Origin of the sequence: Hoylesella pleuritidis (assembly GCF_963541955.1) — a bacterium.
In the GTDB taxonomy this organism is placed as follows: domain Bacteria; phylum Bacteroidota; class Bacteroidia; order Bacteroidales; family Bacteroidaceae; genus Prevotella; species Prevotella pleuritidis.
The window spans coordinates 139,955-161,576 of sequence record NZ_CAUTUT010000004.1; the positions used below are offsets into that span (position 1 = coordinate 139,955).

Consider the following 21,622-nt stretch of genomic DNA (forward strand, 5'->3'; position numbering starts at 1 on the left):
CATAAAGGTGCAATACAAATCCAGAATAGTTTTCTTATTCACAGCGGACCACCTACTTTGCAGGATAGCGGATGGGGAAGCGCCGGGTGCATTGAGATTATTGGAAACTTCTCCGACTTCAAGGAGGACATTAAGACCGTATCAGGAATAGGAGGATATTTGCCGAGTGATGAAATCATTTTCAGATTGATAAAGGCAGGAAAGTTATATATAGAGATTGAGGTAGCTTCCAAACCTAACGTTACCCCAATGTCAAATCAGTTTAAGCTCAAGATATAAAAGCAATATGAAGAGATTTGCATTATATTTCGTATGTCTGACTTGTATGCTTTGCAATTGCAAAGCGCAAACAGCACCGTCGCCAGCAAAAGATATGACACGGCAATATATGTATGAAAATCAGCTGGTGGATTCCATGGGATACCGAAATACGCCAACTTACCGTGTTATATCCGTTGAGAACACTTATACACTGCGATGGACAGGCAAGACTTTTACCGGCGTGCACAAAAACAAAGCTAATCTATGGCTTATCAGTGCCGTGGTGAAAGGTATGAATACCAAATGGCTGAACCATTCCATTTCGATTGCGACAAAAGATGTATGGGTGCTTAAAGACAGTATTCAGAAAGATGTAATAACCATTGTTGCCTTGAAGTCTGCCGAGACGGGGTGGAACATCAATACCTTTAACAGGGAATATTTTATGATAGTCGAATGCAAAGCGCCCTTGTATGTAGTTCCATACTTTTATAAACGGCAGTGTTTACGTCATCTGCATTATCTCATCATTCCAAATTGTGGGTAATGAGGTGCGTCCCGTCATCGACAGAAAAATCTTGTATGAAGATATATTGAAGCCACTTATGAATAAAGTTTTCCTGTAAAGGAATGTATCTTTTCGATTCTTTCCGGTGTTTCAGATAATTGGAAAGAATTGGAGAAAAGCAGAATGGGAGTATTCCTGGCACTCATTTGTGAAAATAAAAGAGGTAATCTGCAAGGTATATTTTGCTTTTCGACCGATTTGTCGTAATTTTGCAGGCAAATAAAAAGATGATGAGAAATCTCACAGATGCCGATTTGGCAAAGCTACTCGATAAAGACATATTCCATCAAATATCTGAAGCGGCCGACTCATTGGGCCTGGATTGTTATGTCGTCGGTGGCTATGTACGCGACCTTTTTCTTGAACGCAACTCCGGCGATATTGATGTTGTGGTGGTAGGAAGCGGTATTCAGGTGGCCGATGTGCTGAAACAGCGACTCGGGAAGCGTGCCCATATCTCCGTGTTTCGCAATTTTGGTACGGCACAAGTGAAATATAAAGATACCGAAGTGGAGTTTGTCGGTGCACGAAAAGAAAGTTATAGTCACGATTCTCGCAAGCCGATCGTGGAAGACGGAACATTGGAGGACGACCAAAACCGTCGAGATTTCACTATCAATGCATTGGCTGTATGCTTAAATAAAGACCGGTTCGGAGAGTTGGTTGACCCTTTTGACGGGCTAGCTGATATGGAAGACGGCATTATCCGGACGCCGCTCGACCCCGATATCACTTTCAATGACGACCCGCTGCGTATGCTCCGATGTGTGCGTTTTGCTGCTCAGTTGCGTTTCTTTATCGAGGATGAAACTTTCGATGCACTTGAACGCAATGTCGAACGCATCCGAATCGTCAGCGGCGAACGTATTGCCGATGAACTCAATAAAATAATGATGACCGATCAACCCAGTCGAGGCTTCTACGATTTATACCGTTGCGGACTCCTCTCCATTATCTTGCCGGAATTCGTTAGATTAGATATCGTGGAGACACGAAACGGAAAATCGCATAAAAATAACTTCTATCATACGCTTGAAGTGGTGGATAACATCAGTCGGAAAACGGATAATCTGTGGTTGCGTTGGGCTGCTTTGTTTCACGATATAGGCAAACCGAAAAGCAAAAGATGGGATAATGCGGCGGGATGGACATTTCATAATCACAACTATTTGGGTGCGAAGATGGTGCCGGAGATTTTCAGGCGGTTGAAGTTTCCGATGGACTCGAAGATGAAATATGTGCAAAAGCTGGTGGATTTGCATATGCGTCCCATCGTGATTGCTGATGATGTGGTGACCGATAGTGCCGTGCGCAGACTGATGAACGATGCAGGCGATGACATCGATGATCTGATGACGCTGTGCGAAGCCGATATAACGAGCAAAAGTCAAGTGCGAAAACAGCGTTTTCTTGATAATTTCCGCATTGTTCGCGGTAAGTTAGTCGATCTCAAAGAACGTGACTATAAGCGTTTGCTTCAACCTTGCATTGATGGAAATGAGATTATGGAGATGTTTTGTTTGCCTCCTTGTCGTGAGGTGGGATTATTGAAGCAAGCGCTCAAAGAGGCTGTTCTTGACAATCGAGTGCCTAATGAACGGGGGCCGTTGATGGAGCTGTTGATGAAGAAAGCAAAACAGATAGGGCTCATTAATGCCGACCGATGAATGGTGAAAGAGCGAAAAGGCGGAAAAGTGAAAAGAATACTTGAACAGCAGAATTTTCTTTTTACCTTTCTGTCTTTTCGCTTTTTCATTTTTCATTTACCGTTAATCACACTGCGAAAAGTCGTTAAACGGCGTGCGATTAACCGTTAATTGCATGGTGATTAACGGTTAATTGCACGCCCATTTCTATGTGTTTGATTTTCAGTAAGATACAGTCCTGTTTTAGGGAATGCATTGGCTGTGTTTTATGAAAGTATGTAATGAGAGGCAACGAGATTCTTGTCAAGAAGACAAAAGGTAATAAGTGTCGTGTTGACAAGGGTTATATGTTGTATTGCCAATGATTCGCAAGAATGTGATTTTGTTTTGATGTGCTTCTATGTGAATCTTTCCATCCTGCTACTTGATTGTCTTTCCGTTTTTTATTCCAATAATTATTGTTAAAAGGAGGTGCTTATCAGAACAACGTGTAAAGATTATTCGTACCTTTGTAGGTGAAAACTTGTAATTTATTTTGGGTTTCCTTTGTGGAGCATTAAGATTGTAATACAAGCGAAGTAGATAATTTTTATGTATATAATATATAAGGTATGAAACAAAACAGATCGTTTCTGATTAGTGCCTTGGCTGCTCTGATGATGTCGTGCGGTAATAAAGGAGGTATGGATTTAAGTGATAACGAATATCCGGTGCGTACGATCGAGGCACAGGATGCTGCTTCGCAGACTACGTATCCGGCTACGATTAAGGGTGTGCAGGATGTAGAGATCCGGCCGAAAATATCTGGCTTTATCACGAAAATATGTGTCTGCGAAGGTCAGCGTGTCAATGCGGGGCAACTATTATTCGTAATTGATAATGCGACTTACCAGGCATCAGTACGCCAAGCGGCGGCTGCGGTGAGCACGGCAAAGGCACAACTGGGTACGGCTAAGCTAACTTACGACAACAGTCAGCAGTTGTTTAAGAATAAAGTCATCGGTCAATACGAACTGCAATCGGCTCAAAACACCTATGAGAGTGCCAAAGCCTCTTTGGCACAAGCACAGGCTATGCTGGCTTCTGCCAAGGAAACGTTGGACTTTTGCTATGTTAAGAGTCCGACGAGTGGCGTTATCGGGAGTCTGCCTTACAAAGTGGGCGCCCTCGTCAGTGCATCGAGTCCCGACGCACTGACCACCGTTTCTAATACAAGTGCAGTGGAAGTGTATTTCTCGATGACTGAAAAAGATATTTTAGCTATGACCAAAACAGACGGAAGTGCAAGTGCGGCAATCGGCCGGATGCCATCGGTAAAGCTGCAATTGGCTGATGGAAGCCTTTACGATCATCCTGGGAAGGTGGTTAAAATGAGCGGAGTAATCAATCTGTCGACGGGTTCTACTTCGATGATTGCGCGTTTTGACAATCCTAAGCACTTGTTGAAGAGTGGTTCGTCCGGTTCGATTATCGTACCGTATACCAGTAATGGCGCCATTGTTGTGCCGCAAGAGGCTGTGTTGCAAGTACAGGATCGCTATTTCGTTTATGTGGTCGACAACAACGGAAAAGTGAAATATACCGAGGTAAAAGTGGACCCCAACGATGACGGAGTGAACTATGTGATTACCGCCGGACTGAAAGTAGGTGACCGTTTTGTGGTTAAGGGCACGTCGTCTCTGACCGACGGAATGGCAATTAAACCACTTACAGAGGCACAATATGCCGAGAAATTGAAAAAGACGGCGCAAATGGGCGCTGATCAAAGTGACTTGAACAAGCTGAAAAAAGATTTCGGAAAATAAGGCGAAACGGTCTGGCAGCATAGCAGTAGATGCTGAGTGTGCAGGCTGATGATAACTAAAATATACACAAATGAAACTTGATAATTTCATCAATCGCCCTGTTTTGTCGACGGTTATATCTATTTTAATCGTCATTCTGGGGCTTATCGGGTTGGTGTCGCTGCCTATCGAGGAGTATCCGAACATTGCCCCACCGACCATTATGGTGCGTGCCTACTATCCGGGAGCTAATGCGCAGACCGTGTTAAACTCGGTTGTGGCTCCGCTCGAAGAGCAAATCAATGGCGTGGAAGGTATGACCTATATGACATCTTCGGCTACAAACGAGGGCTCGGGTAGTATAACGGTATACTTTAAACAAGGAATGAACGCCGATATGGCGCAAGTCAATGTACAAAACCGTGTTACCCAAGCCAGTTCTTTGCTGCCGGCCGAAGTTACGCAAGGTGGTGTGAGTGTGGAAAAGCGCCAAAACTCTACTGTGCTTTTGTTTGCTCTGGTAGGCGATAGCACGCGATATGACGAGCAATTCCTTTCCAATTATGCGGATATCAATGTGGTCCCGGCTATTAAACGCGTTAATGGTGTGGGTAGTTGCGAGTCGATGGGAGCCAAAACGTATACGATGCGTCTATGGCTTGACCCTGCAAAGATGAAACAACACAACTTGATTCCATCGGATATTGCAGGTGTTCTCGCACAGCAAAATATCGAAGCTGCTCCCGGAAAGTTCGGAGAGCAAAGCCAAAATCAATATGAATACGCCATCAAATATAAAGGAAGGCTTCGGACTCCGGGAGAGTTTGGCAATATGATCATATCTACTGACAACAATGGTCAGACTATTCGGGTGAAAGATGTAGCCCGAGTGGAGATGGGCGCATTGTATTATGCGGTGCGACAGAGTCTTAATGGCAAGCCGTCGGTAATGATGATGGTGAGCCAAACGGCAGGTTCTAATGCTACACAAGTGGTGAACGACATTAAAAAAGTATTGATCGAGCAGGAGAAAACACTGCCGCCGGGACTGGAATTCAAGGCGATGCAGGATGTGACCGAGTTTCTCTATGCCTCTATCGAAGACCTTGTCAAGACGCTGGTCGAGGCTTTCGTACTCGTGTTCATTGTTGTTTACATCTTCTTACAAGACTTCCGGTCAACGCTTATACCATTAATCGCGGTGCCTGTATCGCTTGTCGGTACATTCTTTTTCCTCTATGTATTCGGGTTCTCACTCAATTTGCTGACTCTTGCGGCGTTAGTGCTGGCCATAGCCATTGTTGTCGACGATGCGATTGTGGTCGTCGAGGCTGTTCACGCGAAGTTGGATCTTGGCTATAAGTCGGCTAAAACGGCGTCTATTGACGCAATGAGTGAGATTTCCGGAGCCATTATCTCCATTACATTGGTGATGTCTGCGGTGTTCATTCCTGTCTCTTTCCTTGGCGGAACATCCGGAACGTTCTACAAAGAGTTTGGTATCACGATGGCTATAGCCATTGTTATCTCGGCTGTTAACGCTTTGACGCTTTCTCCGGCATTATGTGCCATCTTGCTGAAACCGAAAAACGAAGATGGAAGTAAGCGTAAAATGTCGATGATCGACCGTTTTCACACGAGCTTCAATGCCACATATGATAAGGTGTTGAATAAATATAAGGTGGGTGTTCGGCGTATTGTAGAGCGTCCGATCATTGCAAGTGTAGCTGTGTTGATAGGTATTGTGGTGCTGGGAATCACTGCAATGAACACGAAAACGGGTCTTGTACCCGACGAAGACACCGGAACGCTCTTCGTAATGGTATCTACTCCGCCTGGAACCAGTCTCGAAAAGACGAGTCAGGTAATGGATCAGGTAGACGCGATGTTAGCTACCAACCCGGCCATCGACGGTCGTACGCGAATCACCGGTTATAACTTCATTGCCGGACAAGGCTCCAATCAAGGTACATTTGTTCTGAAACTCAAACCGTTTGAGGAACGAAACAAAGATGAAGGACCGTTGAAGTATATCGGCGTGCATAACGAGGGTTCGATGATGGTACTCGGAATGATCTATAAACAGACTGCAGCTATCAAGGGAGCACAGGTTTTAGCCTTCCAGCCTCCTATGGTAATGGGTTACTCTTTGACCAATGGTTTGACCTTTTCAATGCAGGATCGCACCGGCGGTGATGTGGATAAGTTCTTCAAGATTACGCAAAACTTCCTGGAAGAGTTGAACAAACGACCCGAGATTAGCAATGCGATGACCACGTACAACTCTAATTATCCGCAGTATATGATGGATGTCGACGTGGCGAAATGCAAGCAGAGCGGAATTGCTCCAAGTGTAGTGCTCTCCACAATGCAAGGTTATTTCGGCGGACTTTATGCTTCTAACTTCAATGCTTACGGTAAACTGTACCGTGTTTACATTCAAGCTGCGCCCAGTGCACGCACGGATATCAAGAGTTTGAATAATATTTACGTGCGCACCAATGCCGGAATGGCACCTATCAATGAGTATGTGACGCTGAAAAAGGTATTTGGTCCGCAAGCCATCAATCGTTTCAACCTATTCACTTCCATTAATGTAAATGCCAGTGCAGCCGACGGTTATTCTACGGGTGATGCCATTCAAGCAATGGCCGAGGTTGCAAAGACGACACTGCCACAAGGTTATACCTATGATTTTTCAGGTTTGACGCGATCCGAACAGGAGTCGAGCAACTCGACAATGATGATTTTTGCGCTTTGCCTCACATTTGTTTACCTCATTCTGAGTGCGCAATACGAGAGCTATTTGTTGCCGCTTTCCGTCATTCTTTCTATTCCGTTCGGACTCGCCGGGGCGTTCCTCTTTACGCAACTCTTCGGTAGAAACAATGACATTTATATGCAAATCGCACTGATTATGCTCATCGGATTACTTGCCAAGAATGCAATCTTGATCGTAGAGTTCGCTCTTGAACGGCGGCGTACAGGTATGGCAGTGTCTTGGTCGGCCATTTTGGGAGCCGGAGCACGACTTCGTCCGATCCTGATGACATCTTTGGCGATGATCATCGGGCTATCACCGATGTTGGTTCCGACAGGTGTCGGTTACAACGGAAATATGACTTTGGGTGCGGCTGCTATTGGAGGAATGCTCATCGGAATGTTTTGCCAGATTATGATTGTACCTACTCTCTTTGTGATCTTCGAGCACTTGCAAGAACGAATCAAGCCGATTGTCTTTGAAGATGAGGAGAACCCTGAAGTGGCTCGTGAGTTACAACCGTTCAAGCGCAAACCGATCGAATATAAAATGGATGAATAAGATAAGGTTATGAAGATTAAAAATATAATCATTATGGGGCTTGCGGCAGTGGCATTCACAGGTTGTAAGAGCCTCTACGGTAGGTATGAGCGACCCGATATCAATACACGCGGATTAGTGCGCGACGCTGTTTCGGATACCGATACACTGGCTGTGGCCGATACTTCGAGCTTCGGTGATATGCCGTGGCGCACGGTTTTCACCGATTCTCAGTTACAAGCGCTTATTGAAAGAGGGCTGGTTAACAATACGGATCTGCTGAATGCTGCTCTCAATGTGAAGATGGCAGAAGCCCAACTCAAAGCAGCGAGACTGGCATTCGTTCCTTCTTTTACATTCTCTCCACAAGGAACAATTAGCTCTTGGGATGGAAATAAAGCTATGAAGACTTACCAGTTGCCCGTTGCTGCAAGCTGGTCGATTGACCTTTTCGGCAATCTGCTCTCGCAAAAGCGTAGTTCTCAGATGGCGCTTTTGGGCACACGGGATTATCAGTTGGTTGTCAAGACTAATGTGATCAGTAGCATTGCCAATATGTATTACACCCTTTTGATGCTCGACCGACAGTTGGCAATTGTCACAGATATGGAGAACCTCACAAAAGATACGTGGGAGTTGATGAAAGTTCAGAAGGATTTGGGGCGCGTTCGGTCGACAGGTGTGCAGAGCGCAGAGGCCAATTACTATTCTGTTCAGACTCAGCGGGTAGATCTCCAACGACAAATCCGCGAGACCGAGAACTCTCTTTCGCTACTGTTGGCACAACCTGTGCAGACCATTGCGCGTGGAAAACTTGAAGATCAATCGCTTCCTACGAGTCTCTCGATAGGTATTGGACTCCGAATGCTCAACAATCGTCCCGACATTCACTATGCCGAGATGTCTTTGGCACAATGTTTCTACAATGTGGAGACAGCTCGCAGTAAATTCTATCCTAACTTAACGATCTCCGGTTCGGGCACATTCACCAACAGCTTAGGTATTGGCATCGTCAATCCGGGTAAATGGCTGCTCTCAGCTGTGGGCAGTTTGGTGCAGCCGATATTCCAACACGGACAGATAGTTGCAGGACTTAAAGTGGCCAAAGCACAGTATGAGCAGGCTTATAACAAATGGAAGAATGCCATTCTGAGTGCTGGAAGCGAGGTGAGCAATGCTCTCGTGGTATATAACTCGGCCGAAGAAAAGAGTCGATTGGAGGCTAAACGCATCGCTACTCTTAAACAAAACGTAGAGGATACGAAACAATTGCTCAATCAATCGAACAGTACTTATCTTGAAGTTATTACCGCACAGCAGAATCTTCTCAATGCAGAGCTTTCGAAAGTGACGGATGATTTCAACAAGATGCAGGCTGTTGTGAATCTTTATCAGGCGTTAGGAGGTGGCGCGAAGTAATCGAGTTGATTGTTGAGAACGAATAATCGATAGTCGAAATTGAGTTCATAAACATAACAACTGCATAAGTCACAGACTCTAAAACTCATAAACTTAAAAACTGAAAATATGGCAAACGACATAAGTCCAAAGGCAGAAATCTCCCCCAAAGCGAAGATCGGAGACAACTGCAAGATATTTCCTTTCGTGTATATAGAGGCAGATGTGGAGATCGGAGACAATTGTATCATCTTTCCTTTTGTCTCGATACTGAATGGTTCGCGGCTCGGCGCTCACAACAAAATACATCAAGGATCAGTGATCGGCGCTCTTCCACAAGACTTCGATTTCACCGGAGAGAAGACCGAACTGATTATCGGCGACAATAATATCATCCGCGAGAATGTCGTTATCAATCGTGCGACCCACGCAGGAGGGCAAACCGTCATCGGAAACGACAATTTTCTGATGGAGGGTGCACACATCTCGCACGATACGAAAATAGGTAACGGCTGCATCTTCGGTTACGGAACCAAGATTGCCGGCGACTGTGAGATTGGCGACGGAGCCATTTTTTCCAGTAATGTTGTAGAAAAAGCGGGTACGCGTGTGGGTTGCCGGGCTGCTATTCAAGCCGGAGTTACGCTTTCGAAAGATGTCCCGCCGTATATTGTTGCAGGTGGATATCCTGTTGCTTACAGCGGACCGAATACTGTGATGATGACCGAAGACGGTATCTCCGATAAAGTACAGAAGCACATCGCGAATGCTTACAGATTGGTATTCCACGGTCAGACCAGCGTGTTCGACGCCATTATCCAGATCAACGAACAAGTACCCGACAGTCTGGAAATCCGTAATATCGTCGACTTTATCAATCAAACAAAGAAAGGTATTATTAGTAAGATGTAGCTCATACCTCTATATCTTACTATATTTGCAGAAGGGTTGTCCGTGAGGCTGGCCCTTCTTTTGTATCGACCGATTTGCAATTGATGTGATACCGCGTGCAGAATAAATGCTGCAAGACCGTGATCGTGGCATTGCGTTAAGCTCCTTGCGTAGGACTCTCTGTGATTTCCCACGTTTGATAAGATGTTCTTTAAAATATGTTTAATATTCTTATAAAATACAACAAATAAAGTTGTTGAGATTAATTTATATCCCTTTGATTATCAAACAGATAGATTCGACTTTGTGATTAGCCATTAATCACCGTGCATTCTACCGTTACTTGCACGGCGTTTAACGGCTTTTCGAAAGGCGATCAGATGCTTTTCGCAAAGCGATCAATGATGTGTTATTTTCAAGTTAATTGTAGTTAATCCGTCTTTAAATCATATTTTTTTTCGTTACTTTGCATCGAACTTGGTGTAATAGTAGCTTTGAGAATGAGAAAAAAGCGTAATAAAGCCGGCAGCCGACACGGTTTGCAGGCTGTAACTTTATGCATCAGCACCGCTTTGGTACTGATTCTATTAGGGTTGGTAGTGTTTTCCGTGCTGACGGGTAGAAATCTTTCGTCTTATGTGAAAGAAAATCTTGTAGTCACGATGATGCTCGAACAGGATATGACCAAACCCGAAGCACACAAGTTAGTGACGTCGCTCCACATGCGTCCTTACATCAAAAATATCACGTATATCAGTAAAGAACAGTCGCTGAAAGAAGCAACTCGTGAGATGGGAACGGACCCCTCGGAGTTCACTAACGGCGTAAACCCTTTTCCTCCGTCGATAGAACTCACGCTGAAATCCGATTATGCCAATACCGATTCATTGAGGTGGGTTTCTGCCGAACTGAAAAAGTATCCCAAAGTGAGTGAAATCACTTATCAGAAAGACTTGATCGAGAAAGTGAATCAGAATCTGACGAAGATCGGTTTCGTGTGGCTCGTTTTGGCAATGCTGCTCACTTTCGTTTCGTTTACACTCATCAATAACACCATTCGATTAGGAATCTACGCTCGAAGATTCTCTATTCACACGATGAAATTGGTCGGTGCGTCGTGGGGATTTATACGAGGCCCATTCGTTCGGAGGGCAGTTCTATCGGGCATTTTGGCTGCTTTGCTGGCCGATGCCGTGTTAGCCGGTTGCGTCTGTGCACTTTTCAATTATGAACCAGACGTTCTCGGTATCGTCACTTGGGAGATAATGGCTGTCACAGGTGCCTCGGTGATTTTGTTCGGAATTGTTCTCACGGCATTGTGTGCCTATATTTCGGTCAATAAGTTCTTGCGAATGAAGGCCGGAGAGTTATATAATATATAGGAGTTAAGGAGTTAAAGGAGTCGGGGAATTAAGTATATTATCTTAACTTCTCGCACAGATAAACGATTAATTATGGATAAAAGAAACTTTGCTTTTGATCGAATCAACTTCCTGTTGTTAGCTGTCGGGATGCTGATAGTTATCATTGGATTCATCCTGATGAGTGGAGGCAACTCTACGGACACGCACTTCGACCCGGCTATTTTCAGTGTACGGCGTATCAAAGTGGCCCCGATTATTTGCCTTGTCGGTTTTGTTTCGATGATTTATGCTATCATTCGTAAACCCAAAGACGAATTGAACAACTAATGACTGTATTGCAAACGATTATTCTGGCAATTGTAGAAGGATTGACAGAGTTTCTTCCCGTGTCGTCGACCGGGCATATGATAATCACGCAAAGCTTGTTGGGTATCCCCAGCGATGAGTTTGTCAAGGCGTTCACTGTTATCATTCAGTTCGGTGCCATACTGTCGGTTGTGGTGCTGTATTGGCGTCGTTTCTTCCGACTCGACCACAGTCCGGCACCAGAAAGAGCATCGAATGTGCAGCGATTTCTGCGCAAATGGAATTTCTATTACAAACTCCTCGTAGCTTTTCTACCTGCAATGGTTATTGGTGGACTGCTCAATAGCGTTATCGACAGACTCTTGGGATCGGTGATGGTGGTTGCAGTGATGCTGGTATTAGGTGGTGTTTTTATGCTCTTTTGCGACCGATTGTTCGACAAAGGCCGTGAAAACACGATGTTGACAACGCGCCGAGCATTGTACATCGGACTCTTTCAGTGTATCGCAATGATACCGGGCGTATCTCGCTCAATGGCTACCATTGTTGGCGGAATGGCCCAGAAGCTCACCCGAAAAGATGCAGCTGAGTTCTCGTTTTTCCTTGCCGTACCCACGATGTTTGCCGCAACGTGTCTCGATGTGCTGAAAATGGTGCTCCGGATGCACGAAACCGGTGATACGGGCGTATTTGTCGATCATCTCGGAACATTACTTTTGGGTAGTGTTGTCGCCTTTTTCGTGGCACTGCTGGCCATCAAAGGTTTTGTGGCTTTCCTCACCAAGTATGGTTTCAGAGCGTTCGGTGTTTATCGGATTATTGTCGGCGGATTCATCATTGTATGGCTTTTATTGGGACACTCATTAGTAATGGTAGACTAAATGAATTTCAACGAAGGAGAAATTATCTATATTAATAAGCCCTATCGACTGTCAAGTTTTGGGGCCTTGGCCCATATTCGCTATTTGATTTCGCAGAAGTTGGGTGTCAAACGGGTGAAAACGGGACATGCAGGAACGCTCGATCCCTTGGCTACAGGTGTCTTGATTTTGTGTACCGGACGTGCAACGAAGCAGATAGAAAGCCTGCAACGACACACAAAAGAATATATTGCGACTCTTCAATTGGGCGCAACTACGGCGAGCTATGATATGGAACATCCTGTAAATGCTGTTTTCCCGACAAATCATATTACGCGAGAGTTAATCGAAGAAACACTCAAACAGTTTGTTGGAATCATCGAACAGGTGCCACCTTCGTACAGTGCGTGCAAGATAAACGGTGATCGCGCCTATGATTTAAGGCGTAAAGGTAAGAAGGTTGAACTTAAACCGAAAACTTTGCAGATTGATGAGATCGAGCTGACTGCCTTTGATCGGATGTCGATGCGGATGAGTATCCGTGTGGTTTGCGGCAAAGGGACTTATATTCGGGCTTTAGCACGCGACATCGGACGGGCTCTCGGCAGTGGTGCTTACCTTACTTCGCTGTGCCGTACACGCGTAGGCGACGTACGATTGACGCAGTGTATCGACTACGATCGTTTTCAGGAATGGCTCGACCGACAAAACATTGAACAGTAAAGGAGAATAAATAATGAAGCTATCACAATTTAAATTCAAACTACCCGAGGAGCAAATCGCACTCTATCCGCATAGTATCATTCACTCGGTAACGAATGATGACGGTTCGGAAGGTTTGTTTCGTGTTACGCGTAGGGATGAATGCCGCTTGATGGTACTGCATCGGAAGTCGCAAACCATCGATATGTATAAGAAAGATAAGAAAGGAAAGCCCATCGAAGGCGAGTTTTTGGATTTCCGAAATGTACTCGATTATTTCGACGAAAACGATACTTTCGTGTTCAATGATACCAAAGTCTTCCCCGCAAGACTATATGGAATGAAGGAGAAAACAGATGCAAAGATCGAGGTTTTCCTGTTACGCGAGCTCAATGCAGAGATGAGACTTTGGGACGTTCTTGTCGAACCGGCCCGCAAGATACGCATAGGCAACAAGCTGTTTTTCGATGACAGCGGTACGATGGTGGCTGAAGTGATAGACAATACCACGAGTCGCGGACGCACGTTAAGGTTTCTTTACGACTGCCCTCACGATGAGTTCAAACGTGAATTGTTTGCTTTGGGCGAAGCTCCGTTGCCTCATTATATCATTGATCACAAAGATGCGGATGGTAATCCCGACCGACCTGCGACCAAGGAAGACTTAGATGACTTCCAAACGATATACGCCAAGAACGAAGGAGCGGTTACTGCGCCTGCATCTGGACTGCATTTCAGTCGCGAAATGATGAAAAGGATGGAGATAAAGGGTATCAACTTCGCTTACATTACATTGCATTGTGGGCTCGGAAACTTCCATGGCATCGAAGTGGAAGACCTTACTAAGCATAAGATGGACTCTGAACAGATGATCATTTCGGCTGAAGCCTGCAACACAGTAAACCGTACCAAGGAGGCTGGTCATCGTATCTGTGCTGTCGGAACGAGCGTGATTAAAGCCACAGAAACGGCTGCCGGCACCGACGGGCTATTGAAAGAGTATGACGGATGGACCAATCGCTTCATCTTTCCACCATATGATTTCAACATTGCCGATGCTATGATTGCCAATTTTTATCATCCTTTATCGACGCTGTTGATGTCTACCGCGGCTTTCGGTGGATATGACTTGGTGATGAAAGCTTATGAGTTGGCTGTTGAAAACGGTTATCTCTTTGGTTGTTATGGCGATGCACTCTTGATCGTCGATGATTGATTGACGTTGATGCACACTGTATATTTAGCTTTGGGAACCAATCTCGGTGATCGGGAAAAGGCCATTCAGGAGGCTGTGAGACGTATTGGCGAAGAAGTGGGGACCGTTGAACGCGAGTCGTCTCTGATAGAAACGAAGCCGTGGGGATTTACTTCGACACACAATTTTATCAATGCTGCTGTGCGAGTCAGTACCTCGTTGAGTCCACGCAATGTGTTAGAGACAACGCAACACATCGAACGCGAGATGGGACGAACGCGTAAATCGACAGAACGTCAATATCACGATCGTGTCATAGACATTGATATTCTGCTTTATGATAATATCGAAGTAGATGAGCCCGACTTGCATATCCCGCATCCATTGATGCACGAACGTGATTTCGTGATGCGTCCGTTGCAGGAGATTTTGAAGTAAACGAATGAATCAGTCAGTCAGAACTTTTGCGCTGGTAGGTATTATTGTGTCGATTCTTTTGCTGATGCACGCTCTGCCTTCTTTATCAATAGGAGGCACGGAATTACGCAAAGTCAACCTGCTCAGTGATATTTCGCCTTATAAACTCAATGAGACAGGTGTGGAAGTTGTTCCTCGTCCGGCTCCGCCTAAGCCTGTTTTGACGGCTAAGGTACACGGAAAGCGTGTGGAATTTAAAGAGATTTGGCCCAAAGGAGTAACTCCTATCATTGATTATTCAGGCGGATCCGCCGGCGGAATGGACCATTTCTATCAGGCATTGACTGCTGTCGGCAAACTGAATAAGCCTGTTCGTATTGCGTATTTCGGTGATTCGTTCATCGAAGGCGATATTTTGACATGCGATTTGCGCGAGATGTTTCAGCAAAAGTTCGGTGGAAGCGGTGTAGGATGGATTGATTGCGCGATGATGTCGGGTGTAGTTCGTCGCACGGTAACGCAAAAGAGTAGTGGGCTTACCGCTTATTCGGTGGTGAAAAAGCCGTTCGATCGAACACGACAAGGCATTAATGAACGCTATTTCATTCCCTCGGAAGGAGCCATGATGACAGCAACGGGCACGCGATATAAATCCAAATCCACTCGTTGGGACGTTGCCCGGCTTTTCCTTCGTACGTCAGGTGGCTTGAAAGTAACTGTTACCGGCGATGCAAGTAACCATCAATCGCAGTGTGTTCAACCGTTAAACGGCGTGCAAGAAACGGTCTTTCGCAACCCAACGAACAGTATTCGCTATCGGTTTAACGATATAGGAGTCGGCACTTACTTGTTCGGCGCCTCGTTGGAATCGAATCGTGGGGTGATACTCGATAATCTGAGCACGCGCGGATCGAATGGGCTGACACTGCGAAATATTCCGATTGGCACGCTGAAAGACTTTGCTCGGCTCAGATCTTACGACTTGATTATTGTGGGATTCGGCCTTAATGTGGCTGTGCATGGCAATCCTGACAGTGTGATGAAGCTGTATACGAAGAATATGGGAAAGGCTATCGGTCACCTGCGCGAAGCTTTTCCGCAGGCCAGTATATTAGTTATGAGTGTGTCGGATCGCGATGGTCGGTCGGCCGATGGCATCCGTACGTTGAAAGAAGTGGAACATCTCACGGCCTTTCAACAGCAGATGGCCGCCACGACTAAGGTCTCGTTTTTGAATCTTTATCAGGCAATGGGCGGCGCAGGAAGTATGAAACGCCTTGTAGACAAGCGTATGGCTAATAAAGATTATGCCCATTTAAGCTACGGAGGTGGAGCTTATGTGGCACAAAAAGTATTCTCTTCGTTCACCGCGGGACTTGAAAACTATAAGCGAAGGATAACTCTCGAAAAGCAATGATAGATAAAATTCTGACTCAACTGATGTATAATCCGCGCGAACCGATGATTTTTTCGAGTGGGCTTTTCCTCGTGTTGTTTCTCGGTTTCACGTTCGTTTATATGTTGTTGCAGCGTAAACTCACGGCAAGATTGCTTTTCGTGACGGCGTTTTCTTATTATTTCTATTATAAAAGCAGTGGATTCTATTTCTTTCTCTTGGCTGTAGTTACGGTGAGCGACTATCTTATAGCTCGCTCTATTAATGCAAACCGAGAGAATCGAACGCTCAGTCGGCGTCTTGTTTGCCTGAGTCTGCTTATTGATTTAGGTCTGTTAGGGTATTTCAAATACACAAACTTCTTTGTGGGAATGGTCGATAGGATGTTGGGTAATAATTTCCAACCCTGGGATATATTTCTACCCGTGGGCATTAGCTTCTTTACTTTCCAAAGTTTAAGCTACACCATCGATGTCTATCGCGGCAATTTAAAACCACTTCCGTCACTGCTCGATTACGCGTTCTACGTATCTTTCTTTCCGCAATTGGTCGCCGGACCCATTGTTCGAGCCTGTGACTTTGCGCCGCAGATACGTCGTCCGCTTGTCATTAGCCGTGAGATGTTCGCCCGCGGCGTTTATTTCATTGCTATCGGATTGTTTAAAAAAGCTGTTATCAGCGACTATATCAGTCTCAATTTTGTCGACCGAATCTTCGATAATCCGTCACTCTATTCAGGATTAGAGAATCTTCTCGGTGTGTATGGTTATGCAATGCAGATCTATTGCGACTTCAGCGGTTACAGTGATATGGCTATCGGCATCGCGTTATTATTGGGATTCCACTTCCCAATCAATTTCAATGCACCATATCGGAGCACGAGCATCACCGACTTTTGGCGTCGTTGGCACATCTCTTTGTCTACTTGGATACGCGATTATATTTACATTTCGCTCGGCGGTAACCGCAAGGGAAAGGTTCGTCAATATGTGAATCTCTTGTTGACGATGCTTTTGGGTGGTCTGTGGCACGGTGCAAGTCTCAGCTTTGTGGCGTGGGGCGGAATGCATGGAGTGGCTTTAGCTGTACACAAATACTTGCGAACGGATATTCTTCATCACAATCGCGCGTATCAAAGTACGGGCTTTCGCAAGTGGATTGCTATCTTTCTGACATTCAATTTTGTGTGTCTCACGTGGATATTCTTCCGTAACGGCACTTTCGAAGCATCTTGGTTGATGATTCGTCACATCTTTATTGACTTCCACGCAGAACTTTTTCCGCAGGTAATTGTTGGTTATAAATACGTCTTTGCACTGATACTCTTCGGGTATTTAACCCACTATTTGCCCGACAGTTGGCAGGAATCGATCATCACTTTACTTCGACGCGGCAACATCTTGGTTGATGCTGCTATTATCACAGCCGTTATTTATATTGTCATCCAGATCAAGAGCAGTGATATTCAACCCTTCATCTATTTCCAATTCTGATAATTACCTCTTATAATATAAGGTATTTCGACAGTAATTCAACAAAAACCGCCACAGTCACTTAGCGTGATTGCGGCGGTTTCAATTGCTTTCAGCAAATGCGCATTACTTGCGAAGTCCAAGAGCTTTGATAATAGCACGGTAGCGATTGATATCGCGATCGTACAAGTAATCAAGTAAAGCGCGGCGTTTTCCTACCAATTTCGTCAACGAACGGGCGGTAGTATGATCTTTATGGTTTCGCTTGAGGTGTTCCGTCAAGTGGGAAATACGGTATGAGAACAATGCTATCTGGCTCTCAGCTGACCCAGTATCAGAGTTAGACTTTCCGTAATTTCCAAAGATCTCTTGTTTTTTTGCCTTGTCTAAATACATAGAGCTTTGTTGTTATTAATTATTATTTTGCGAAAATGCGAGTGCAAAGTTAATACATTTAATTCATAATTCGTAATTCGTAATTCATAATTTGCTTGTTTTTAACATATTAGTCTATGAATTGTGGACCATCAACGGTGCGTTGTGAATTAATTTTCGTACTTTTGCATCGTAATTTTTTTAAGGTATTAAAATGCAAGACATCAGGAATATTGCAATCATCGCCCACGTCGATCACGGTAAGACGACACTTGTGGATAAGATGATGCTCGCCGGAAAACTCTTCCGTGACGGACAGGATAACAGCGGACAGATATTGGATTCGAACGATTTGGAACGCGAACGAGGCATTACCATTCTTTCCAAAAACGTCTCAATCAATTGGAAAGGCACTAAAATCAACATCATAGATACTCCGGGACACTCTGACTTCGGTGGTGAAGTAGAGCGCGTTCTCAATATGGCCGACGGGTGTATTTTGCTTGTCGATGCCTTTGAAGGGCCTATGCCGCAGACCCGTTTCGTGTTGCAGAAAGCCTTGCAAATAGGTTTGAAACCGTTGGTAGTAGTTAATAAGGTAGACAAACCTAACTGTCGGCCCGAGGAAGTATATGAAATGGTGTTCGACTTGATGTTTTCACTGAACGCAACAGAAGATCAACTTGACTTTCCGGTAGTCTATGGCTCGGCGAAAAACGGTTGGATGGCCGAAGATTGGAAATCACCTACGGACAATATAGACTATCTTCTCGATAAGATTATCGAAGTAATTCCCGCTCCGAAACACATTGAGGGAACCCCGCAAATGCTTATTACGAGTCTGGATTATTCGAGTTACACGGGCCGGATAGCCGTAGGGCGCGTACATCGAGGCACTTTGTGCGACGGGACGAACGTCACTATCTGCCATCGAGACGGGTCAATGGAGAAGACAAAAATCAAAGAACTGCATACGTTTGAAGGTATGGGACACTCCAAAACAGAGCAAGTTGCCAGCGGAGATATCTGTGCCGTCATCGGATTAGAGCGTTTTGAGATCGGTGATACTATCTGCGACTTCGACAATCCGGAGCCGTTGCCACCCATTGCAATCGATGAACCCACGATGAGTATGCTCTTCACGATCAACGACTCACCGTTTTTCGGCAAGGAAGGCAAGTTCTGCACGAGCCGGCACATCAACGAACGTTTGCAGAAAGAGCTTGAAAAGAATCTCGCTTTGCGTGTGCGCCCGTTTGAAGACAGTACAGACAGCTGGATTGTCAGCGGTCGTGGCGTGCTCCATCTGTCTGTTTTGATCGAGACGATGCGCCGAGAAGGCTATGAATTGCAGGTCGGTCAACCACAGGTTATTTATAAAGAGATTGATGGTACACGTTGCGAGCCCATCGAAGAACTTACAATCAATGTGCCCGAAGAGTTTTCGAGCAAGATGATCGATATGGTGACACGTCGCAAAGGAGAGATGATTTCGATGGAAAGTCAAGGCGAACGTGTGAATATTGAGTTCGACATACCCTCGCGTGGTATTATAGGCTTGCGCACGAATGTGCTCACAGCCAGTCAGGGTGAGGCTATTATGGCGCACCGATTCAAAGAATATCAACCCTATAAAGGTGAAATTACGCGTCGTGTCAACGGCTCGATGATTGCTTTGGAAACCGGAACGGCTTACGCTTATTCTATCGATAAGCTCCAGGATCGCGGTAAATTCTTTATCGATCCGGGTGAAGAAGTCTATGCAGGGCAGGTTGTCGGTGAGCACGTTCACGACAACGACCTTGTGATTAACGTAACGAAGGCCAAGCAGCTGACCAACGTTCGGGCATCGGGAAGCGACGAGAAAGCTCGCGTGATACCTAAGACCGTGATGAGTTTAGAGGAGTGTCTCGAATACATCAAAGCCGATGAGTATGTCGAGGTGACGCCGAAGAGTATGCGAATGCGTAAGATTCTTCTCGATCATCTTGAACGGAAGCGTGCCAATAAAGGAAACGAGTGAGCAGAAAAATAAGTGAATGAAGAAACGAGTTGGTAAGAAAACGAGGAATACGGATGGTCGGCTGAATAGAAATTCGGCCCTGTCGGTCGGTTGACTTGCCAACCCGTCAATAATTATTTAATGATGAAGAAACAGCTTTTGATACTGATACTCCTGTCGGGAGTATGTTTGGTGAATGCCCAAGGAATATCAGGACGATTTTCAATCATACCGAGACTTGGCGGGACTGTTGCCAATACGACCGATACAAAGGCGGCAACGGGGCGTAATAATGCGTCAATCGATTCACGATATAGAGGCGGATTCATTGCAGGTCTTGACATAGAGTATACTGTCTCGGAGCAGATCGGCATTGCGTTAGGTACCTGTTATGCGACGGAAGGCAGCAGATTTCCCGATATAGAAGTGTTCGGAAAGCAACCGAAATCGGCCGGTTATCACGATTGGCATACCGACTTGCATTATGTGAACGTCCCGTTGACTGCCAACTATTATATTCTTCCCGGACTGGCAGTCAAGGCCGGCATCCAAATCGGTTTTTTGTTAGATGCCAAAGAGAAGTTTCAGCGGATGGAGATAACCACTGATAAAACCGGAGCGAAGCAATACGGCGCTACCGAAGAGCATAGAAACTCGTTGAAAGATAAGTTCCGTCATACCGATTTTTCTATTCCCATTGGTTTTTCTTACGAGTATATGAATGTGATTCTCGATGCCCGTTACAATTTCGGTCTCACCCGAATTCATACCGGCGAATTGTTAAATACCGTGCATTCTAAGAATCGTTTCCTCACGTTTACGGTCGGTTATCGTTTCGGTTTGTAAGTGAAGAGTCGGTAATTGCCAATTAATACTTTTTTGATTGAGAGTAAAACGAGATACGATTAGATTTCAGACAATAGGACAAAAGGGGGTAAAGTAAAAGCGATAAATGTTGGTGTAGGCTCTCATCGAGTTCTCTCGCTTTGATGAAAAGGGGAGAAGTGAATATCATTTTATATCTGTTTGATGATTAACCATATACGGTTCATACAGGCAGTGAGCGTCTGTCCTTATAGTGATCGTATCTTTCTCTTATACTGTTGTTTCACAATCTCGTATGAATCTTGTATGAGTGAGCGCAGTATTCGGTCGTTTACGTCTCCGTGGAAGTGAATACTGATCCAGTATTTTCGATTCATATTATATAGGGATTGCTGATGGATTCGTAACGCTCTTTCAAACAATCGATTTGTGTAGTATTGCATTTGATGATACAAGCATCGAATTTGTCGATATCGAAATAGCAGAAGATGTGTCCCGATACATAGAAAGCACAAATGGATTGTGCCGCTTTGAACTGCTGAAACGGCATCTTTTCGGTTACACCATCGAATGAAAGGCAATAGTCTCTAAGTTCTTCTATGTTCATATTTCTATCGAATTTATTCTGTGTAAAGATAAAAAATATTTTGAAGAAAGACATTTCGCTAAATGGATTTTATTATCTGTGAGCTATTCAAGGATTATCTTCCCGATACCGTCTTGTATATATCTGATAATCAGTTATATATAAGGCGCCCTCCGATTAGCTGTTAATCAGCGTGCAACTAACAGTTAATCGCACTGCAAGATAATTATAAAAATATATCTGTCTGAAAATAAAGAAGTTACCTTGTTTGTA

At 44.9% G+C, this 21,622-nt stretch carries 18 protein-coding genes; 16 read left to right on the top strand and 2 right to left on the bottom strand.

Annotation, left to right across the window (positions count from 1 at the left end; genetic code table 11):
- The first annotated feature begins 286 nt into the window (after window positions 1-286).
- The 14 genes from RWY97_RS02890 to RWY97_RS02955 all read left to right on the top strand — a co-directional run bounded on the left by RWY97_RS02890 (window position 287) and on the right by RWY97_RS02955 (window position 17,582).
- Window positions 287-808, top strand: a complete 522-nt coding sequence (locus RWY97_RS02890) for a hypothetical protein (RefSeq protein WP_315565418.1) — start codon at window positions 287-289, stop codon at window positions 806-808.
- A gap of 251 nt (window positions 809-1,059) precedes the next feature.
- Window positions 1,060-2,496: a CCA tRNA nucleotidyltransferase gene (locus RWY97_RS02895; protein ID WP_315565449.1), complete on the top strand. Its 1,437-nt coding sequence runs from the start codon at window positions 1,060-1,062 to the stop codon at window positions 2,494-2,496.
- Between the two features lie 590 nt (window positions 2,497-3,086).
- Window positions 3,087-4,280 (top strand): efflux RND transporter periplasmic adaptor subunit, encoded by a 1,194-nt coding sequence (locus tag RWY97_RS02900; protein WP_315565420.1) that lies wholly within the window; start codon window positions 3,087-3,089, stop codon window positions 4,278-4,280.
- 70 nt (window positions 4,281-4,350) lie between these two features.
- Window positions 4,351-7,581 (top strand): efflux RND transporter permease subunit, encoded by a 3,231-nt coding sequence (locus RWY97_RS02905; protein WP_315565421.1) that lies wholly within the window; start codon window positions 4,351-4,353, stop codon window positions 7,579-7,581.
- A gap of 9 nt (window positions 7,582-7,590) precedes the next feature.
- Window positions 7,591-8,979 (top strand): efflux transporter outer membrane subunit, encoded by a 1,389-nt coding sequence (locus RWY97_RS02910; RefSeq protein ID WP_315565423.1) that lies wholly within the window; start codon window positions 7,591-7,593, stop codon window positions 8,977-8,979.
- Window positions 8,980-9,087: 108 nt separating this feature from the next.
- Window positions 9,088-9,870, top strand: coding sequence for an acyl-ACP--UDP-N-acetylglucosamine O-acyltransferase (lpxA, locus tag RWY97_RS02915; RefSeq protein ID WP_315565425.1), 783 nt, complete (start codon window positions 9,088-9,090; stop codon window positions 9,868-9,870).
- 479 nt (window positions 9,871-10,349) lie between these two features.
- Window positions 10,350-11,231, top strand: a complete 882-nt coding sequence (locus RWY97_RS02920; protein ID WP_314739177.1) for a cell division protein FtsX — start codon at window positions 10,350-10,352, stop codon at window positions 11,229-11,231.
- 72 nt (window positions 11,232-11,303) lie between these two features.
- Window positions 11,304-11,540 carry a DUF3098 domain-containing protein gene (locus RWY97_RS02925; RefSeq protein WP_021582958.1) on the top strand — a complete coding sequence of 79 codons (237 nt, stop codon included), beginning with the start codon at window positions 11,304-11,306 and terminating at the stop codon, window positions 11,538-11,540.
- Window positions 11,540-12,400, top strand: coding sequence for an undecaprenyl-diphosphate phosphatase (locus tag RWY97_RS02930; RefSeq protein ID WP_315565428.1), 861 nt, complete (start codon window positions 11,540-11,542; stop codon window positions 12,398-12,400). Before RWY97_RS02925 ends, RWY97_RS02930 begins: the two co-directional genes overlap by 1 nt.
- Window positions 12,401-13,102, top strand: a complete 702-nt coding sequence (gene truB / locus RWY97_RS02935) for a tRNA pseudouridine(55) synthase TruB (protein WP_024991804.1) — start codon at window positions 12,401-12,403, stop codon at window positions 13,100-13,102.
- Window positions 13,103-13,115: 13 nt separating this feature from the next.
- Window positions 13,116-14,297, top strand: a complete 1,182-nt coding sequence (gene queA / locus RWY97_RS02940) for a tRNA preQ1(34) S-adenosylmethionine ribosyltransferase-isomerase QueA (RefSeq protein WP_021582928.1) — start codon at window positions 13,116-13,118, stop codon at window positions 14,295-14,297.
- Window positions 14,298-14,306: 9 nt separating this feature from the next.
- On the top strand, window positions 14,307-14,714 hold the full coding sequence (gene folK / locus RWY97_RS02945) for a 2-amino-4-hydroxy-6-hydroxymethyldihydropteridine diphosphokinase (protein WP_021582949.1): 408 nt from the start codon (window positions 14,307-14,309) through the stop codon (window positions 14,712-14,714).
- Between the two features lie 4 nt (window positions 14,715-14,718).
- Window positions 14,719-16,110 carry an SGNH/GDSL hydrolase family protein gene (locus RWY97_RS02950; protein WP_315565431.1) on the top strand — a complete coding sequence of 464 codons (1,392 nt, stop codon included), beginning with the start codon at window positions 14,719-14,721 and terminating at the stop codon, window positions 16,108-16,110.
- Window positions 16,107-17,582 carry an MBOAT family O-acyltransferase gene (locus RWY97_RS02955; protein ID WP_024991806.1) on the top strand — a complete coding sequence of 492 codons (1,476 nt, stop codon included), beginning with the start codon at window positions 16,107-16,109 and terminating at the stop codon, window positions 17,580-17,582. The genes RWY97_RS02950 and RWY97_RS02955 overlap by 4 nt, the downstream gene beginning before the upstream one ends.
- Before the next feature lie 105 nt (window positions 17,583-17,687).
- Here RWY97_RS02955 and rpsO read toward each other — a convergent pair whose 3' ends face one another.
- Complete coding sequence (gene rpsO / locus RWY97_RS02960; protein WP_021582939.1) at window positions 17,688-17,957, bottom strand: 30S ribosomal protein S15; 270 nt, start codon at window positions 17,955-17,957, stop codon at window positions 17,688-17,690.
- A gap of 193 nt (window positions 17,958-18,150) precedes the next feature.
- On the opposite strand from rpsO, the gene typA reads away from it, so the two are divergent.
- Both typA and RWY97_RS02970 read left to right on the top strand, forming a co-directional pair.
- Window positions 18,151-19,959: a translational GTPase TypA gene (gene typA, locus RWY97_RS02965; protein ID WP_021582943.1), complete on the top strand. Its 1,809-nt coding sequence runs from the start codon at window positions 18,151-18,153 to the stop codon at window positions 19,957-19,959.
- 120 nt (window positions 19,960-20,079) lie between these two features.
- Complete coding sequence (locus RWY97_RS02970) at window positions 20,080-20,784, top strand: porin family protein (protein ID WP_315565433.1); 705 nt, start codon at window positions 20,080-20,082, stop codon at window positions 20,782-20,784.
- 352 nt (window positions 20,785-21,136) lie between these two features.
- On the opposite strand, the gene RWY97_RS02975 is transcribed toward RWY97_RS02970, so the two are convergent.
- Complete coding sequence (locus RWY97_RS02975) at window positions 21,137-21,370, bottom strand: MmcQ/YjbR family DNA-binding protein (protein ID WP_315565435.1); 234 nt, start codon at window positions 21,368-21,370, stop codon at window positions 21,137-21,139.
- Between the last annotated feature and the right edge of the window lie 252 nt (window positions 21,371-21,622).

Bases quoted from the DNA above. Each gene is read 5' to 3' on its own strand.
- RWY97_RS02970 (WP_315565433.1), top strand. From the start codon at position 20,080: ATGATGAAGAAACAGCTTTTGATACTGATACTCCTGTCGGGAGTATGT.
- RWY97_RS02975 (WP_315565435.1), bottom strand. From the start codon at position 21,370: ATGAACATAGAAGAACTTAGAGACTATTGCCTTTCATTCGATGGTGTA.
- truB (WP_024991804.1), top strand. From the start codon at position 12,401: ATGAATTTCAACGAAGGAGAAATTATCTATATTAATAAGCCCTATCGA.
- RWY97_RS02925 (WP_021582958.1), top strand. From the start codon at position 11,304: ATGGATAAAAGAAACTTTGCTTTTGATCGAATCAACTTCCTGTTGTTA.
- lpxA (WP_315565425.1), top strand. From the start codon at position 9,088: ATGGCAAACGACATAAGTCCAAAGGCAGAAATCTCCCCCAAAGCGAAG.
- queA (WP_021582928.1), top strand. From the start codon at position 13,116: ATGAAGCTATCACAATTTAAATTCAAACTACCCGAGGAGCAAATCGCA.
- RWY97_RS02900 (WP_315565420.1), top strand. From the start codon at position 3,087: ATGAAACAAAACAGATCGTTTCTGATTAGTGCCTTGGCTGCTCTGATG.
- RWY97_RS02905 (WP_315565421.1), top strand. From the start codon at position 4,351: ATGAAACTTGATAATTTCATCAATCGCCCTGTTTTGTCGACGGTTATA.
- rpsO (WP_021582939.1), bottom strand. From the start codon at position 17,957: ATGTATTTAGACAAGGCAAAAAAACAAGAGATCTTTGGAAATTACGGA.
- RWY97_RS02955 (WP_024991806.1), top strand. From the start codon at position 16,107: ATGATAGATAAAATTCTGACTCAACTGATGTATAATCCGCGCGAACCG.
- RWY97_RS02920 (WP_314739177.1), top strand. From the start codon at position 10,350: ATGAGAAAAAAGCGTAATAAAGCCGGCAGCCGACACGGTTTGCAGGCT.
- RWY97_RS02895 (WP_315565449.1), top strand. From the start codon at position 1,060: ATGAGAAATCTCACAGATGCCGATTTGGCAAAGCTACTCGATAAAGAC.
- RWY97_RS02890 (WP_315565418.1), top strand. From the start codon at position 287: ATGAAGAGATTTGCATTATATTTCGTATGTCTGACTTGTATGCTTTGC.
- RWY97_RS02950 (WP_315565431.1), top strand. From the start codon at position 14,719: ATGAATCAGTCAGTCAGAACTTTTGCGCTGGTAGGTATTATTGTGTCG.
- typA (WP_021582943.1), top strand. From the start codon at position 18,151: ATGCAAGACATCAGGAATATTGCAATCATCGCCCACGTCGATCACGGT.
- RWY97_RS02910 (WP_315565423.1), top strand. From the start codon at position 7,591: ATGAAGATTAAAAATATAATCATTATGGGGCTTGCGGCAGTGGCATTC.
- RWY97_RS02930 (WP_315565428.1), top strand. From the start codon at position 11,540: ATGACTGTATTGCAAACGATTATTCTGGCAATTGTAGAAGGATTGACA.
- folK (WP_021582949.1), top strand. From the start codon at position 14,307: ATGCACACTGTATATTTAGCTTTGGGAACCAATCTCGGTGATCGGGAA.